Source organism: Burkholderia sp. LAS2 (assembly GCF_018417615.1).
Lineage (GTDB): Bacteria > Pseudomonadota > Gammaproteobacteria > Burkholderiales > Burkholderiaceae > Burkholderia > Burkholderia sola.
The window spans coordinates 3,577,178-3,592,351 of sequence record NZ_CP071052.1 but is presented as its reverse complement, the minus strand read 5'-3'; the positions used below and the strand labels follow the sequence as shown (position 1 = coordinate 3,592,351).

At 70.1% G+C, this 15,174-nt stretch carries 14 protein-coding genes; 4 read left to right on the top strand and 10 right to left on the bottom strand.

The window, feature by feature from the left end:
* The first annotated feature begins 46 nt into the window (after nucleotides 1–46).
* From JYG37_RS16630 to JYG37_RS16620, 3 genes are all read left to right on the top strand, one after another.
* Nucleotides 47–1,282 carry a multidrug effflux MFS transporter gene (locus JYG37_RS16630; protein WP_213345615.1) on the top strand — a complete coding sequence of 412 codons (1,236 nt, stop codon included), beginning with the start codon at nucleotides 47–49 and terminating at the stop codon, nucleotides 1,280–1,282.
* A 125-nt stretch (nucleotides 1,283–1,407) separates the two neighbouring features.
* Nucleotides 1,408–2,082 (top strand): response regulator, encoded by a 675-nt coding sequence (locus JYG37_RS16625; RefSeq protein ID WP_050010908.1) that lies wholly within the window; start codon nucleotides 1,408–1,410, stop codon nucleotides 2,080–2,082.
* Nucleotides 2,083–2,233: 151 nt separating this feature from the next.
* On the top strand, nucleotides 2,234–3,637 hold the full coding sequence (locus tag JYG37_RS16620; protein WP_050011087.1) for a sensor histidine kinase: 1,404 nt from the start codon (nucleotides 2,234–2,236) through the stop codon (nucleotides 3,635–3,637).
* A gap of 77 nt (nucleotides 3,638–3,714) precedes the next feature.
* On the opposite strand, the gene JYG37_RS16615 is transcribed toward JYG37_RS16620, so the two are convergent.
* The 10 genes from JYG37_RS16615 to JYG37_RS16570 all read right to left on the bottom strand — a co-directional run bounded on the left by JYG37_RS16615 (nucleotide 3,715) and on the right by JYG37_RS16570 (nucleotide 13,531).
* Nucleotides 3,715–4,668: a quinone oxidoreductase family protein gene (locus JYG37_RS16615; protein WP_249745997.1), complete on the bottom strand. Its 954-nt coding sequence runs from the start codon at nucleotides 4,666–4,668 to the stop codon at nucleotides 3,715–3,717.
* A 62-nt stretch (nucleotides 4,669–4,730) separates the two neighbouring features.
* A complete protein-coding gene (locus tag JYG37_RS16610) occupies nucleotides 4,731–5,297 on the bottom strand; it encodes a TetR/AcrR family transcriptional regulator (RefSeq protein ID WP_089489307.1) in 567 nt (188 codons plus the stop codon).
* Nucleotides 5,298–5,414: 117 nt separating this feature from the next.
* Nucleotides 5,415–6,281: an MOSC domain-containing protein gene (locus tag JYG37_RS16605; protein WP_050010911.1), complete on the bottom strand. Its 867-nt coding sequence runs from the start codon at nucleotides 6,279–6,281 to the stop codon at nucleotides 5,415–5,417.
* Between the two features lie 94 nt (nucleotides 6,282–6,375).
* Nucleotides 6,376–7,329 carry an ABC transporter substrate-binding protein gene (locus tag JYG37_RS16600; protein ID WP_050010912.1) on the bottom strand — a complete coding sequence of 318 codons (954 nt, stop codon included), beginning with the start codon at nucleotides 7,327–7,329 and terminating at the stop codon, nucleotides 6,376–6,378.
* 33 nt (nucleotides 7,330–7,362) lie between these two features.
* A complete protein-coding gene (locus tag JYG37_RS16595) occupies nucleotides 7,363–8,547 on the bottom strand; it encodes a c-type cytochrome (protein WP_089489309.1) in 1,185 nt (394 codons plus the stop codon).
* A gap of 50 nt (nucleotides 8,548–8,597) precedes the next feature.
* Nucleotides 8,598–9,419, bottom strand: a complete 822-nt coding sequence (locus JYG37_RS16590) for an ABC transporter ATP-binding protein (RefSeq protein WP_213345613.1) — start codon at nucleotides 9,417–9,419, stop codon at nucleotides 8,598–8,600.
* Nucleotides 9,413–10,510 (bottom strand): ABC transporter permease, encoded by a 1,098-nt coding sequence (locus tag JYG37_RS16585; RefSeq protein WP_050010915.1) that lies wholly within the window; start codon nucleotides 10,508–10,510, stop codon nucleotides 9,413–9,415. The genes JYG37_RS16590 and JYG37_RS16585 overlap by 7 nt, the downstream gene beginning before the upstream one ends.
* A 4-nt stretch (nucleotides 10,511–10,514) precedes the next feature.
* Nucleotides 10,515–11,549 carry an ABC transporter substrate-binding protein gene (locus JYG37_RS16580; RefSeq protein WP_027782912.1) on the bottom strand — a complete coding sequence of 345 codons (1,035 nt, stop codon included), beginning with the start codon at nucleotides 11,547–11,549 and terminating at the stop codon, nucleotides 10,515–10,517.
* 33 nt (nucleotides 11,550–11,582) lie between these two features.
* Nucleotides 11,583–12,422, bottom strand: a complete 840-nt coding sequence (locus JYG37_RS16575) for a class II aldolase/adducin family protein (RefSeq protein ID WP_124630291.1) — start codon at nucleotides 12,420–12,422, stop codon at nucleotides 11,583–11,585.
* Between the two features lie 23 nt (nucleotides 12,423–12,445).
* Nucleotides 12,446–13,531, bottom strand: coding sequence for an LLM class flavin-dependent oxidoreductase (locus JYG37_RS16570; protein ID WP_050010917.1), 1,086 nt, complete (start codon nucleotides 13,529–13,531; stop codon nucleotides 12,446–12,448).
* A gap of 242 nt (nucleotides 13,532–13,773) precedes the next feature.
* Between JYG37_RS16570 and JYG37_RS16565 the strand changes: the two genes are divergently transcribed.
* Nucleotides 13,774–15,132 carry an acyl-CoA dehydrogenase family protein gene (locus JYG37_RS16565; RefSeq protein ID WP_213345612.1) on the top strand — a complete coding sequence of 453 codons (1,359 nt, stop codon included), beginning with the start codon at nucleotides 13,774–13,776 and terminating at the stop codon, nucleotides 15,130–15,132.
* Nucleotides 15,133–15,174: the final 42 nt, after the last annotated feature.

Sequence of the window (15,174 nt, the reverse complement as noted above, 5' to 3'; positions counted from 1 at the left end):
AGATTGCTGTCGACCCCACCCATCCTGACCGAAACGGACTCACCGCATGAAGACGCGCTCATTACCCCGATGGGGCTGGCTGTTCCTGCTGATGCTCGTGGTGTGCCTGCCGCGCGTCACGATCGATGCGTACCTGCCGTCGCTGCCCGCGATGGCGGACGCGCTGCACGGCACCGACGCGCAGTTGCAGCTCACGCTGACCCTGTACATGGTCGGCTATGCGCTGTCGATGCTGGTGTCGGGGCCGCTGTCCGACCGCTACGGCCGACGTCCGGTGCTGCTCGGCGGCCTGGGCGTGTACGTCGTCGCAAGCGTCGCATGCGCAGGGTCGACGAGCATCCCTGCGCTGATCGCCGCGCGCATGTTCCAGGCGCTGGGCGGCTGCACCGGGACCGTGATCGGCCGCGTGATCGTGCGCGAACGTTTTCCGGCCGCGACGCAGGCCACGATGCTCGGCCATATTTCGGCCGGCATGGCGCTGTCGCCGGTGGTCGCGCCGCTGGCCGGCAGCGCGATCGCCGAGTGGCTCGGCTGGCGCGGCGTGTTCGGCTGGCTGGCGGCGGGCGGGCTGGTCGCGGCCGCGATGGTGCTGCGCTACCTGCCCGAGACGCGCGAATGCGACGCGCGGCCGCCAGCCGGCGCCGGACTGCTGCGGACCTACGCCGGCCTGCTGCGCGAGCGGCGCTTCCTGCGCTATTCGCTCGCGATCAGCTTTGCTTACTGCACGTACTACCCGTTCATCGCGGAATCGTCGACGCTGTTCCAGCGGCACATCGGCGTGTCCGGGCCGGTCTATGCGGCGATCTTCGGCGTGACCGTACTCGGCTATCTGGTCGGTTCGAATATGTTCGCGCGGATCAGCGCGCGCTGGTCAGCCGATTCGGTCATCGCGGCGGCGGCGGCCGTCAATCTCGTCGGCGCCGCCGTGCTGGGGATCGGCGGCGCGATCGCCCCGACTTCGGTGACGGCCCTCGTCGCACCGATGTTCGTCGTGATGATCGCGGTCGGGATCGCGATTCCGGCCTGCCAGTTCGCGGTGATGCAGCCGTACACGAGGACCGCCGGCACGGCGTCGGGGCTGTTCTTCTTTATCCAGATGGCGATCACGGCCGCGTGCGGTGGCGTGCTGGCGTGGCTGTCGGACGGCACCGCGCGCCCGATGATCGCCATCACGGCCGGCGCGAGTATCGCGTTCGTCGCGGTGGTGGCCGGTTTTCGCGAGCGGCGTGTGACCGGCGATGCGCGCATCGCGGCGCGCAACCGTCCGGCTGCCGAGCGCTGAGCGGCAGCCGCCGGCGCCGCCCGCGGCCGCTTCGCAACACCCGCGCAACCCGTGTTTGCGCGAGGCGTGGAGACGGAAAGGATCATGTAATGTAGCGGGCTGTCGCTGACCTTACCGGAATCCCCATGCGCGTGCTGCTCGTCGAAGACAACCCGAACCTGGCCCAGTCGCTGAACGACGCGCTGAGCGCCGCGCGCTTCGCGGTCGATCACATGGCCGACGGCGAGGCGGCGGACCACGTGCTGCGCACGCAGGATTACGCGCTGGTGATCCTCGATCTCGGGCTGCCGAAGCTCGACGGGCTGGAGGTGCTGCGGCGGCTGCGCGCGCGCCGCAATCCGGTGCCGGTGCTGATCCTCACCGCGCACGGGTCGGTCGAGGACCGCGTGAAAGGGCTCGATCTCGGCGCCGACGACTATCTCGCGAAGCCGTTCGAATTGACCGAACTGGAGGCGCGCGCCCGCGCGCTGATCCGGCGCAGCCTCGGTCACGAGCACTCGCGCGTCGAATGCGGGCCGCTTTCGTACGACAGTATCGACCGCGGCTTCCATCTCGCGGGCGAGCCGCTGTCGCTCACGCCGCGCGAGCGCTCGGTGCTCGAGGTGCTGATCCTGCGCAACGGCCGCGCGATCAACAAGGACACGCTGTCGGAGAAGATCTTCGGGCTCGACGAATCGGTCAACGCGGACGCGATCGAGATCTACGTGTATCGCCTGCGCAAGAAGCTGGAGAACACGGGCGTCGCGATCGTCACGCTGCGCGGCTTGGGCTACTTGCTCGAAGCGAAGGCGGACGAGTGATCCGCCTTCACGCTCACCGTCATTCACTGGCCCCCGAGGAGGCGCATGCCGTCGCCGGCCGGCTTCGCAACGACGACCTCCGGCCCGGGCGCAGGGTAATGCGCCGCGAATACCCCGCCATGCCCGTCGGGACGGCCCGGCGAGCCGCATGATGACCCGCCCGAACCTGCGCGCGCAGGTCGCGCTGTGGCTGCTGTTGCCGCTGCTCGGCCTGCTCGCACTCGACTCGTGGCTCACGTACCAGCGCGCGATGAGCGCCGCGCACGTCGCGTTCGACCGCACGCTGTCGTCGTCGCTGAAGTCGATCCGCGAAGGCGTGCGGCTCAACGCCGGCGAGATCGAGGTCGACTTGCCGTATCTCGCGCTCGAAATGCTCGAATCGAGCGACGGCGGCAAGATCTACTACCTGATCCGCGAGGACAACGGCCGCACGGTCACCGGCTATCCCGATCTACCGCTGCCGCATGGCCGCGACGCGGGCGATGGCGCGCTGTTCGTCACGCGCTACTACGACGTCGTGTATCGCGGCGAGCAATTGCGGATGGCCGCGTTGCGTATTCCCGTGCACGACGTGCCGACCGCGCAGTCGCGCATCGTGTGGGTGATGGTCGGCGAGACGATCGAGGCGCGTCAGGCGCTCGCGCGCGAGATCCTGATCGGGTCGCTGCTGCAGGAAGGGCTGCTCGTCGTGCTGGCGCTCGGAATCGTGTGGCTCGGCGTCGGGCGCGGGCTGCGGCCGCTGAACCGGCTGTCGGCGACGGTCGCCGCGCGCAGCGAGGACGATACGACGCCGCTCGACACGGGCGCGATGCCGAGCGAACTCGCGCCGCTCGTCGATTCGATCAACCAGTACATCGGTCGCACGCAACGGATGCAGGTGGCGCGGCGCCGCTTCTTCGCCGATGCGGCCCATCAGTTGAAGACGCCGCTCGCGGCCGTGCAGGCGGGCGTCGAACTCGCGTTGCGGCCCGACGAGCAGCCGCGCGCGAACGTGCACCTGCGGCGCGCGAACGGCGCGGTGCGGCAGGCCGCGAAGATCGTCCAGCAACTGCTGTCGCTGTCGCGGCTCGATTCGGACAGCGGTCATGCGGTCGCGCACAAGCCGGTCGCGCTGCATCGGCTCGCGCGCAGCGTGACGCTGGACTGGTCGCCCGTCGCACGCGCGCGCGACATCGATCTCGGGTTCGAGCACGAGGCCGACGTCGACGTGCTCGGGCAGTCCGACCTGCTCGGCGAGATGATCGGCAACCTGATCGACAACGCGATCCGTTATGTGGGCGACCATGCGGTGATCACGGTGCGCGTGTCGCGCGACGGGGCGGACGCGCGGCTCGACGTGATCGACAACGGGCCGGGCATTCCGGCCGACGAACGCGACGCGGTGTTCGAACGCTTCCATCGCGGCAGCAAGACGCAGACGGTCGAAGGCACGGGGCTCGGCTTGTCGATCGTGCGCGAGATCGCGCGCGTGCATCAGGGCAGCGTGACGCTGGCCGATGCGCACGGCGGCGGGTTGGTGGTCACGGTGCGGCTGCCGGCGGCGAGCCATCGTTAGAGAGGGTTTCGACACGCGTCGCAGCCGTTGCAGCCGAGTGGCGGGGCGCGCGGCCTGCCGACCGGACGCCCCGGCGCTCACGGCTTCAGCAGCAGCTTGCCGATGGACTTGCGGCTTTCCATGTCGGCATGCGCGTGCGCCGCGTCCGCCAGCGGGTATTCGCCGCCGATCCGGACCTTGAGCCGGCCTTCCGCGATCCAGTCGAACAGCCGCGCCGAGTGCGCGCGGAGCAGTTCGGGCGTGTAGATATGATCGAAGAAGGTCGTATAGCCGATCTTGATGCTCCTCGGCAGGCTCATGAGGTCGATCGGCCCCGGCCCGCCGAGCACCGGACCGTACCAGCAGAAGGTTCCCGAGCGGCGCAGCACGTCGAGCGACCCCTGAAAGGTCTTCGGCCCGGAGCCGTCGTAGACGACGTGCACGCCTTCGCCGTTGGTCAGGCGCAGCGCCTTCGCGGCGAACCGCCCGCTGGTATCGACGATCATATGATCCGCGCCCGCTTCCCTGGCCGCGGCGACCTTGTCTTCGGACGAGACGCGCCCGATTACCCGGCCGCCGCGCAGCTTGATGATCTGCGTCAACAGCAGGCCCAGCCCGCCGGCCGCCGCGTGGACGAAAGCGACGTCGCCCGGCTGTACGGGATAGAAGTCGGTCGCGAAATGGCTGGCGGTGAGACCCTGCATCATCACGGCGGCGGCCGTGCGATCGTCGATCGTATCCGGAACCGCCACCAGCGACGTGGCGGGGATCGCAATCTGCTCCGCATAGCTGCCGGGCGCGTAGGCCCACGCGACGCGCTGGCCGGGTGCGATGCCGTCGACGCCGTCGCCGACCGCCAGCACCCGGCCCGCGCCTTCGACGCCAAGAATCTTCGGGTTCGGCCATCCCGTCCACGCCATGCCCTGTCGCACGCCGATGTCCATGAAGTTGACGCCTGCGAAGGCGATCTCGACCAGCGCCTCGCCCGTACGCGCGACCGGGGCGGGCCGCTCGACCTGCTCCAGCATGTCGCGGCCGCCGGTGCCGTTCATCACAATGGCTTTCATGATTTACCTTGTTATTGAATGATCATTCATTAATTTGCCAAAAAAATCTACCGTAGCGCCCGCAGCGTCATGTCGGCCAACGCGCTCAGGCTTGCGTGGTCGGCGCCGCCGCGACCGGCCGCGCGGATGCCGGTGATGTTCGCGATCAGGAACCGGGCGGTCGCTTCGGGAACGAGGCCGGCGGCCACGTCGCCTTCGCGCTGCGCATCGCGGACTCGGGCCGCGATCGCGGCGATCAGGCTATGGGCCAGCACCGCATGGATCTCCGCGAGCTCGGGGCGGGACACGCCGAATTCGTAGACCGAAATCGTACCAAGACAAGGTTGGGCGGCCGTTTCGACCACGCGACGGAGCAATGCGTCGATCCCGTCGATCGCGCGTGCGCCGCTGCGCAGCGCGTCGAAGTGCGCAGCGCATTCGCCCATCCCGTAGCGGCGCACGGCCGACAGGTAAAGCTGCCATTTGTCGCCGAAGGCCGCATAGAGGCTCTGCCGCCCGATGCCCATCGCGCTGACGAGCATCTGGGCCGAGCTGCCCTCGAAGCCATGCTCGCTGAAAACGGCGATCGCGCCGTCAAGCGCTGCATCCGTGTCGAATTCCCTTGGTCTTGCCATGAGCGAACTATATCAATTCAGGAACAATCGTTCAATAAAATTGTGGGTGGAGAGCCGAGCCTTGATCTGCCGGCGCATGTGCACGCCTGTGCGGCAGTCGTCGTGGCGGATCGTCGCTTAGTCGCCGAACCCGATCTCCGCTTCGACCGGCTGCCCGACTTCGAGCCACGCGCCCGCGCCTTCGACGACGATCGCATTGATGCCGAACGTCAGCGCGCCGTCGTAATTCGGGTTCGCGCGATAGGTCTGCATCGTGTCGGTCGGCTCGTGCGGCCATGCGGGATCGGGCGTGCCGGTGGCCTGGTCGATCGTCGGCACCGGGCAGCGCGTGCACAGCTTCACGAGCCGCAGCCGCACCGGCGTGTCGCCGTCGGTGTCGAGGTGCTCGACGAAATCCTCTTCGTACGCGTCGAGATCCGACACGACGATGTTCGGACGGAAGCGGTTCATCGGGATCGCCGGCGCGCCTTTCGCGGCGAGCCGCGCATTCAGGTCGTCGAGCGACGACTGACCGATCACGAGCAGCGGATAGGCGTCCGAGAATTGCGTATGCGTATCGATGTCGCCGGTCCATTGGCGGTTGCAGCCGCGGCGCGCGTCGGGGCCGAAGCGCGCGAGCTTCGTCGGCGTGCCGAGGAATTCGGTGAGCCACGCGGCCGTGTCGGCGCCCGTGTCGATCGCGTCGACGGTGTCGCGCCACACGGTCGCGGCCATCTTCGGCGTGGCGGGCGTCGCGTCGCCATCCAGCGGCGTGCGGATTGCCGGCATGCCCGGCGCGTTCAGCACGAGCGCGTCGCTGTCGAGCGTCGGGCGGATCAGCGCGAGGCGCGGGTGCGTACGCTGCGTCAGCATCTGCCCGTGCGGATCGGTGATCAGCCAGTGGCGGTCGTACGCGAGGCCCGTTTCGAGCAGTTGCGCACGCGGCAGCGCGATGCCGGCGCAGGATTTGATCGGGTAGACGAAGAGTTCGGCGATGGCTGGCATGACGTGGCGCTGGCTGAAGGCGGGATGATCGAAACGCGATTGTGCCAGATCATGCCCGCGCCGTTCGGGCGGTCGCGCGCCGCCACGCGGCCCGTCACGCGAGCGGGAAGCCCGTGTCGAAGGTCGTGCGCACGTCGAGCGGCTGGCGCAACAGCCCGGCCTTCAGGTAGAAGTCGGCCGTGCGCTGCTGCTCGGCGATCACCGTCGCGTCGATCGGCTGCCAGCGCGTGCCGCGGCGCTCGAACTGCAGCTTCGCGGCGGCGGGCGGAATGCCGATGATGCGCGCGAGCGCGGCCGAATACGCGTCGACGTGCCGGTACGACCAGGCCTGCGCGCGCACGACGCGCCGCAGGAAATCGTGCAGCACGTCGCGCTTCGATGCGATCGCCGCGTCGGTCGCCGCAAGATAGCTGAGGCCCGACCACAGCCCGCGGCCGTTGACCAGCACGCGTGCGCGGCCGCTCGTTTCGGCGAGCGCGGTATAGGGCTCCCAGGTCGCCCACGCGTCGATCGAGCCGGTGGCGAGCGCCAGCATCGTGTCGGCCGGCGGCAGGAAGCGGAACGACACGGCATCGGGCGGCAGGCCGGCCGCGTCGAGCGCCTTCAGCGTGACGAAATGGCCGATCGAGCCGCGCGTGGTGCCGATGCGCTTGCCTTTCAGGTCGGCCGCGCCTTTCAGCGCCGCGTCGGGTTGCACGAGCACGGCCGTGCCGTATGGATCGGAACGGTTCGCGCCGATCACCTTGATGCGGGCGCCCGACGCGAGCGCGAAGATCACCGGCGCGTCGCCGATCGGCCCGCAGTCGACGGCGGCCGCGTTCAGCGCTTCCGCGAGCGGTGCGGCGGCCGGGAATTCGGTCCATGCGATGTCGTATGCGAGGCCGTTCAGTTCGCCGGCCGCTTCGAGCAGCGCGCGCAGCCCGCCTTTCTGGTCGCCGGCGCGCAGCAGCGGGCGGGCGCCGGATTGCGCGCGCAGGGCGGCCGGCGCGGCGACGATCGTGGCAAGGGCGCTCGCCTGCGCGAGGAAGTGGCGTCGGGTCGGATTCATCGTGAAGTTCTGTCGAAGGAAGGATTCGTGGGTTCAATGCGGGAGCCCGGCCTGTACGTCGCGCACGGGTTCCTGATCGACGCGCAGCAGCAGCGCGGTCAGTGCGTCGCCGCTTGTCACGCGCGCGGCGGCCGGCCGGACCGCCGCGTCCGAGCGGCACAGCAGGTCGGCATCCGACCAGCCGGCGCTGCCCGGCAACGCGCGCGCCCGCAGCCAGCCGCGCCGATCCGCCAGCAGTTGCGTGCCGCCGAGCGCGTCGGGCGCAACGCCGGCAATCGTCGCGAATGCGCGCCACGCATCGGCCGTCGTCGCGACGCAGTTAGCGCGCGCCCCGGCTGACGTTGGCACGGGCGCGCCGCGTTCGGTGACGAGCAAGGTCTGCCAGCGCGCGTCTTCCGGCGGTGGCGTCGCACCCGGCGCGAGCGCGACGACGCGCACGCGCTGACCTTCGCGCCAGCGCTGGAGCGCCTGAGGCGCGGCGTCGCCGCAGCGCACGTCGAGTGCCGGCAGCGGGACCGGCACCGGCCACGCGCCTTCCGCCTGCGCGCCGCTACCGGCGGACAACGCTTTCAGGTAGTCGAGCACGGCCCACGTGTCCTGCGGGCCGAGCGTCGCCGCGAAGCCGGGCATCGTCGCTGCGCCGTGCTCGTCCTGCGTGCCGTGGCGCACGCGCCAGAACAGTTCGCCGTCGAGGCGACGCGCGAGCAGCGTGCCGGCGAAGGTCGGCGGCCAGTGCGCGAGCGTGGCCGCGAGCGGCCCTTCGCCGCGTCCGTCCGCGCCGTGGCAGGCCGCGCAATGTTGCGTATACAGGTGCGCGCCGCGCATCACGTTCGATACGGAAAACGGCGCGGGATCGCGCTGGAAGCTCGTCGGCACGGCAGGCGCGAGCCACAGCGAAGCGGGCGGCCACGGCGCGAACCACGCGACGGCGAGCGCGGCGATGGCCGACGCGACACGCCACTTGCGCGAAGCCAGTGCGAGGCAGGCGAGCACGACGGCCAGCGCCGTCACGCCACAGGCGAACGCGAGTTGCCGCGTGAGTCCCGCGTCGATGTGCAGCGTTTCGAGCGCGATGCGGCGTGCCCACGGCCACGCGGCCTGGCCGTCGGCGTCGCCGGTCAGGCCGAGCGCGTGCAGCACACGCGCCAACGCGATCTGCGCGCGATACAGCAGTTGCAGGAACGCGATGGCCCAGTCGGCGAATGGCGGCGCGTTCATCGCGCGCGTCTCCGGCGTACCGCAGTCAAACGTCGAACGGCATCCGGCATCTACCAGCTCGCATCGAGCCCGAGATGCCGCAGCGCGTCGTGGCGCAATGCGGCGAGGCGCGGGTCGCCGCGATGGCGCGGGTAGGGCAGGTCGACGCGCAGTTCGGCGACGATCCGTGCCGGGCGCGGCCCGAACACGATCACGTGCTGCGCGAGGAACAGCGCCTCTTCCACGTCGTGCGTGACGAGCAGCGCCGAGAAACCGTCGCGTTGCCACAGCGCGGTCAACTCGGCCTGCATCGTGAGCCGCGTCAGCGAATCGAGCTTGCCGAGCGGTTCGTCGAGGATCAGCAAGCGCGGATCGTTGACGAGCGCGCGGGCGAGTGCGACGCGCTGCGCCATCCCGCCGGACAACTGATGCGGAAACATGTTCGCGAACGCCTGCAGCCCGACGCGCGCGAGCGCATCGTCGACGCGATGCTGCGCGGTGCGCGCGACGCCGCGCGCTTCGAGGCCGAGCGCGACGTTCGCGCGCACGCGCCGCCACGGGTACAGCGTCGGGTCCTGGAACACGACGATGCGCGACGGATCGGGGCGTTCGATCGGCGTGCCGTCCTGCGCGATCGTTCCTTGCCGCGCGGCGTCGAGCCCCGCGACGAGCCGCAGCAGCGTCGATTTCCCGCAACCGCTCGGGCCGAGCAGCGCGACGAATTCGCCGGCCGCGACCGACAGCGACACGTCGTCGAGCACCGGCAGCGCGCCGCCGGGGCCGTCGAACGCATGGCTCACGCGGCGGATGTCGATGCGTGCGCCGCGCGGCGACGTGACGGCGGGCGCCGCGACCGTGGCAGCGGACGATTCGAGTACGGCGGCGCTTACCATTTGACGGTTCCTTTCTGCCACGCGAGCACACGGTCGCGCACCGCGAACAGCAGCGCGATCAACCCGGAAAACAGCAGCGCCATCACGAGCAGCGCCGCATACATGTTCACGTACGACGCCCAGCCCTGCGCCCAGCTCAGATACCAGCCGAGCCCCGACTTGACGCCCATCATCTCGGCGACGACCAGCACCGTGAACGACGCGCTCAGCCCCATGAAGATGCCGACGAACACGTGCGGCAGCGCGGCCGGAATCGCGACGCGCAGCACGAGGAAGCGCGCGTTCGCGCCGAGCGTGCGCGCGACGTCGTAGTACTGCTTGTTCACGCTCGCGACGCCCGACCACGTCAGCACGGCGACCGGAAACCCGGTGGCGAGCGCGATCAGGAACGCCGCGGCTGAATAGCTCGACGGGAAGAAGTAGAACGTGAGCGGCAGCAGCGCGGTGGCCGGCACGGGGCCGAGCACGCGCAGCACCGGATGCACCCAGTAGCCGATCCGGCGCGACCAGCCGATCGACACGCCGACCGCGAAGCCCACCGTGACGCCGTACGCGAACCCGAGCGCGAGCAGCTTCAGCGTGTTGCCGGCGCTGCCGGCGAGGCGCGGCCAGTCGTCGACGTAGACCTCGATCAGCGCCTGCGGCGGCGCGAAGAACGGCGTCGGCAGCCAGCCGGTTTTGGCGGTGACGATTTCCCACGCGGCGAGCACGAGCGGCAGCGCGACGAGCCACGGGCCGGCCGGTCGCACCCGTGCGAGCCGCGTGCGGGTCGCCGCGACGAGATGGCCGAGCGTCGCGGCGACGAGCAGCAGCGCGGCGATCGTCCACGCGGCCGTGCCGAACGTATCGGTGTACGCCCAGTCGCTGAAGCCGACGATCCGGTTCGGCCACAGCTGCGTGAGCGCGCCGAGCGCGGCCCACGCGAGCGCGGCGGCGATCCCGGTCGGCCAGGTGCGCGCGCGCCGGGCTTCTGCGGCCAGCGTGGCTTCGCAAGTCGTGCAGGCTGCGCGCGCGGAAACCGTAGCGTTGGCAGCGGCGCCGGCCGGGGCCGATGCGGCGCGTGCGGCGGAAGCGTGTTCGATCGTCGACATCGCGTTACCCCAGTACGTTCGCATAGACCTGCTGCGCGAAGCGCTGCGGGTCCGTGCTCTTCTTCAGCACGCTGATGCGCCGGAAATCGTCCGCATAGAACGCGATTTCCTGCTGCAGGTCGACGTTGGTCGGGTGATGCGTGTAGGTGAGCGTCGCGTACAGCTTGCGCAGATCCTCGGGGCTGATCTTCGGCGAATACTTCGCGAACACCTTCGCTGCTTCGTTCGGGTTGTCGTGCGTGTATTCGGTGGCCTGCACGATCGAGCGCGCGAGCGCGGCGGCCGACGGCCGGTCGTTGCGCACGAGGTCGCCGCGTGCGCCGATCACGCAGCACACCTTGCGCGCGTATTCGCCGGACAGGTTGGTCGCGAGTTCGGTATACGCGCCGTTGCTGCGCTTTTCGAGCAGGTAGAGATTCGGGTCGCCGTCGGCGATCGCGTGGATTTCGCCCTTGTCGACCGCGACGCCGAGCAGGTCGGCCGGATACTGTCGCCACGTGATGTCGCGCTCGGGATCGATGCCGTTCTTCGCGAGCAGGATCGAGAAGAAGTGCTTGCCGGGCGCGGCCAGATCGCTGACGCCGACCGTCTTGCCCTTCAGCGCCTGCAGCGTCGTGACGCCTGCGGCCTTCGCGCCGAGCAGCCGCACGCAGCCGCCGTGCGAGCTGCCGATGATCTTCACGTCGAAGCCGGCTTCGAGCGGCTTCAGCCAGCGGTGGATCATCCCGACCGCCGCATCGGCCTTGCCGGTCGCGATCGATTCGAGCAGCTGGTCGGTCGAGCCGCTGTAGTTGATCAGTTCGACCTTCAGCCCGTTTTTCTCGAAGAAGCCGCGCTCCTGCGCGACGACGATCGGCGTCAGGCAGAACGCGTTCTGGTTCCACGCGAACGTGAGTTTCTTCAGCGGCGGCGCGGACCAGGCCTTGCGGCCGAGCGTGATCGCCGGCACGGCGAGCGCGGCGGCGCCGGCCGCGCGCAGCAGGCGGCGGCGTTGGTCGTCGTGCGCGTCGGCAGGCGTGGGCGCGGTGGTGTGGGTCATGTTGTCTGGTCTCCGGTGTGGCGGAAAGGCGGCTCAGTCGAGCAGGTCGGGTTCGTCGGCGACGACGCGCGCGAACAGGCTGTCGAACGCATGCAGCGCGCCGTCGGGGCCGCCGATCTGGCCGTGCGTATGGCGCGCGGTCGCATGATCGATCGGTTGCGGCGTGCCGGCCGCTTCGGCCAGCAACTGCGTGTGCGCGACGTTGTCGAGCGCGATGTACCACCACGCGGCGGCCTCGACCGTCGGGCCGGCCGTCAGGATCCCGTGGTTCTTCAGGATCACGCCCTTGTGCGTGGTGCCGTCCGGCTTCGCGAGCGCATCGGCGATCCGCGCGCCTTCGCTGGTGTCGACGACCATCCCCGTGAAGTCGTCGAACAGCGCGTGATCCTCGTAGAACACGCACGCGTCCTGCGTGAGCGGATCGAGCGGGCGGCCGAGCGTCGACCAGGCCTTGCCGTAGGTCGAATGCGTGTGCGCGGCGGCGACGACGTGCGGATGGGCTTCGTGGATCGCCGCATGGATCGCGAACGCGGCCTTGTTCAGCGGCCGCGTGCCGATCGTGGTTTCGCCGCGCGCGTTGACGAGCAGCAGGTCGGACACCTTGATCTGCGAGAAATGCACGCCGAGCGGGTTCACCCAGAAATGGTCGGGCAGCTCTGGATCGCGTGCGGTGATGTGGCCGGCGAGGCCCGCCGCGAAGCCGAAGCGCGCGAACAGGCGGAACGCGGCCGCGAGCCGCTCCTGCCGGTGGCGGCGCTCGGCGGCGACGTCGACGCGCGGCGCGGGCGGATCGAACCAGAAGTGCTGGCGCGGCGTATCGGCGAGCACGAGGCCCGATGCGGTACGGTTGGGCGAGGACAGGACGGCGGACATGGTCGCGTAGGGCTCCGTTGGTCTCAGGCAGCGCGGCGCGCCGCGTCGCGTGCGGCGACGGCGCTGCGCACGCGCGGAATCAGTTCGCGGCCGTAGTCGATCGCGTCTTCCAGCGGATCGAAGCCGCGAATCAGGAACGTCGTCACGCCGAGGTCGTAGTAGTCGAGCAGTGCGTCGGCGACCTGTTCGGGCGTGCCGACGAGCGCCGTCGAATTCGAGCGCGCGCCGGTGAGCTTCGCGATCTCGGTCCACAGCCGCTTGTCGACGCGCGAGCCGCGCTCGGCCGCGGCGAGCAGGCGGCGCGCGCCTTCGCTCTGCTGCGGGCCGCCGGCGCCGAGTCCGGCCGCTTCGCGCAGCCGGCGCGTTTCGTCGAGGATGCGGTGCGCACGCGCCCACGCTTCGTCCTCGGTCGCCGCGAGGATCGGGCGGAACGACACGGAGAAGCGCACCTGGCGGCCGTGTTTCGCGGCTTCGGCGCGGACGCGCGTCGTCAGGTCGCGCACCTGGTCGAGCGATTCGCCCCACAGCGCGTAGACGTCCGCGTGCTTGCCGGCCACCGCGAGCGCGGCTTCCGACGCGCCGCCGAAGTAGATCGGCACATGCGGCTGCTGGACCGGCTTCACTTCCGAGAAACCCTGCTTGAACCGGTAATGCGCACCGTCGTGATCGAACGGCTGCGCTTCGGTCCAGATGCGCCGCAGGATGCCGAGGTATTCGTCGGTGCGCGCATAGCGTGCGTCGTGATCGAGGAAATCGCCGTCGCGCTGCTGCTCGCTGTCCGAGCCGCCGGAGATGAAGTGCACGGCGAGCCGGCCGCGGCTGAACTGGTCGAGCGTCGCGATCTGCCGCGCGGCGAGCGTCGGCGCGGTGAAGCCCGGCCGATGCGCGAGCATGAAATGGATGCGCTCGGTCGCGGCCGCCGCGAACGCGATCGTCAGCGTCGCCGACGGGCCGGTCGAGTGATGCGGCACGAGAATCCGGTCGAAGCCGGCCGTTTCGTGGGCGCGGGCAAAGTCGCGCACATAGTCGGGATCGACCACGGGGCCGGACGCCGGGTGGATTTCCGACTGCTTCTGGCTCTGGATCATGCCGATGAATTCGACGCTCATCTGGGGTCTCCGGTACAGGGACGTCCCGGCGCACGGCCGGGCAGGAATGGAGCGCAGGTTAACGCCGGGATCATGCGGAATGGAAATAATCAATCCCGATTTGAATATCAGATTTGCATGGTTTGGGGCCGTATGCGTTGCGCATACGCTATGGGCTCATGAATGATCGGGCGCGCGTTGACGCTGTATTTGCCGCCGCGCTTTCGCCGCCGTGTTCGACCTACCCCAGGGAATCCGTTTCGATGTCCGCCAGCCTTGCCGCTTCCTCGCCGCCACCGCAACCTTCGCTGCGCCTTCTGCCTGCTGACGCCGCTGACTTCGTCGCCGCTGCAGACGCCGACGAGGCGAGCGACGCGCGCGTCGCCGTGCTGCTCGAGCGCCTCGCCCCCGAGCTCGCCGCCGATGCGGCCCGCAACGACGTCGACGGCCGCTTTCCGCACGAGAACTTCGCACGGCTGCATCGTGCCGGGCTGATCGCGCAGGTCGTGCCGCGCGAGCATGGCGGCGCCGGTGCGACGCTGGCGCGGGCGAGCCGGATCGTCGCTGCCGTCGCGCGGGCCGACCCGGCGACCGCGCTGGTGTTGACGATGACGTATCTGCAGCATCGCGCGCTCGGCCGCGCCGACAACCGCTGGCCGGCGCAGGTGCGACGCGCGGTGTTCGACAGCGCGGTCGCGCACGGCGCGCTGATCAACGCGCTGCGCGTCGAGCCCGCGCTCGGTTCGCCGTCGCGCGGCGGGCTGCCGGACACTATCGCACGCCGCGATGGCGACGGCTGGCGGCTGTCGGGCCACAAGCTCTACAGCACCGGCATCCCGGCGCTGCGCTGGCTGGCCGTGTGGGCGCGTACCGACGAGCCGACGCCGCGCGTCGGCGTGTTTCTCGTGCCGCGCGACCCGGAGACCGACGGCGACCGCATCCGCGTGATCGAAAGCTGGAATCACGTCGGCCTTCGCGCGTCGGGCAGCCACGAGGTCGTGTTCGACGACGTGCCGCTGCCGGCCGATCACGCAGTCGACGTGCGCGCGCCGGACGCATGGGCCGTGTCGGCTGCCGCGCACGCGGATGCCGACGCGCAGGCCGATCAGCAGGCGTGGATGGTCGCGCTGCTCGGCAGCCTGTACGACGCGGTGGCGCGCGCGTCGCGCGACTGGCTGGTCGAGTTCGCGACGACGCGTGCGCCGAGCGGGCTCGGCGCGCCGCTCGCGACGCTGCCGCGCGTGCAGGAGGCGGTCGGTGAAATCGAGGGCTGGCTGCATACGAATCGCGTGTTGCTCGACGAACACATCGCGCGCACCGACGCAGGCAACGCGCCGTCGCTGACGACCAGCGGCCTCGTCAAGCGCACCGTGACCGAGCACGCGATCCGGACGGTCGAGCAGGCGTTGAAGCTGTCCGGCAATCACGGGTTGAGCCGCGCGAATCCGCTCGAACGCCACTATCGCGACGTGCTGTGCAGCCGCGTGCATACGCCGCAGGACGACGCGATCGCGGTGGCGGCGGGGCGGGCGGTGCTCGATGCGGCAACGCGCGGGCGGACGAACGCGGCGGCGGACGCAACGTCACGCAACGGGATCGAAACCGGTCGACGCGATGCGTGAGCCGGGCCGGGTTGCCTTGCCCGGAAATGGCGAGGCGGGAGG

What these genes read in the sequence shown, in the direction of transcription:
- JYG37_RS16630 (WP_213345615.1), top strand. Translation starts at nt 47, where the DNA reads ATGAAGACGCGCTCATTACCCCGATGGGGCTGGCTGTTCCTGCTGATG.
- JYG37_RS16610 (WP_089489307.1), bottom strand. Translation starts at nt 5,297, where the DNA reads ATGGCAAGACCAAGGGAATTCGACACGGATGCAGCGCTTGACGGCGCG.
- JYG37_RS16565 (WP_213345612.1), top strand. Translation starts at nt 13,774, where the DNA reads ATGTCCGCCAGCCTTGCCGCTTCCTCGCCGCCACCGCAACCTTCGCTG.
- JYG37_RS16590 (WP_213345613.1), bottom strand. Translation starts at nt 9,419, where the DNA reads ATGGTAAGCGCCGCCGTACTCGAATCGTCCGCTGCCACGGTCGCGGCG.
- JYG37_RS16620 (WP_050011087.1), top strand. Translation starts at nt 2,234, where the DNA reads ATGACCCGCCCGAACCTGCGCGCGCAGGTCGCGCTGTGGCTGCTGTTG.
- JYG37_RS16570 (WP_050010917.1), bottom strand. Translation starts at nt 13,531, where the DNA reads ATGAGCGTCGAATTCATCGGCATGATCCAGAGCCAGAAGCAGTCGGAA.
- JYG37_RS16580 (WP_027782912.1), bottom strand. Translation starts at nt 11,549, where the DNA reads ATGACCCACACCACCGCGCCCACGCCTGCCGACGCGCACGACGACCAA.
- JYG37_RS16615 (WP_249745997.1), bottom strand. Translation starts at nt 4,668, where the DNA reads ATGAACGGCACCGGCGGCCGCGACATGCTGGAGCAGGTCGAGCGGCCC.
- JYG37_RS16585 (WP_050010915.1), bottom strand. Translation starts at nt 10,510, where the DNA reads ATGTCGACGATCGAACACGCTTCCGCCGCACGCGCCGCATCGGCCCCG.
- JYG37_RS16595 (WP_089489309.1), bottom strand. Translation starts at nt 8,547, where the DNA reads ATGAACGCGCCGCCATTCGCCGACTGGGCCATCGCGTTCCTGCAACTG.
- JYG37_RS16575 (WP_124630291.1), bottom strand. Translation starts at nt 12,422, where the DNA reads ATGTCCGCCGTCCTGTCCTCGCCCAACCGTACCGCATCGGGCCTCGTG.
- JYG37_RS16625 (WP_050010908.1), top strand. Translation starts at nt 1,408, where the DNA reads ATGCGCGTGCTGCTCGTCGAAGACAACCCGAACCTGGCCCAGTCGCTG.
- JYG37_RS16600 (WP_050010912.1), bottom strand. Translation starts at nt 7,329, where the DNA reads ATGAATCCGACCCGACGCCACTTCCTCGCGCAGGCGAGCGCCCTTGCC.
- JYG37_RS16605 (WP_050010911.1), bottom strand. Translation starts at nt 6,281, where the DNA reads ATGCCAGCCATCGCCGAACTCTTCGTCTACCCGATCAAATCCTGCGCC.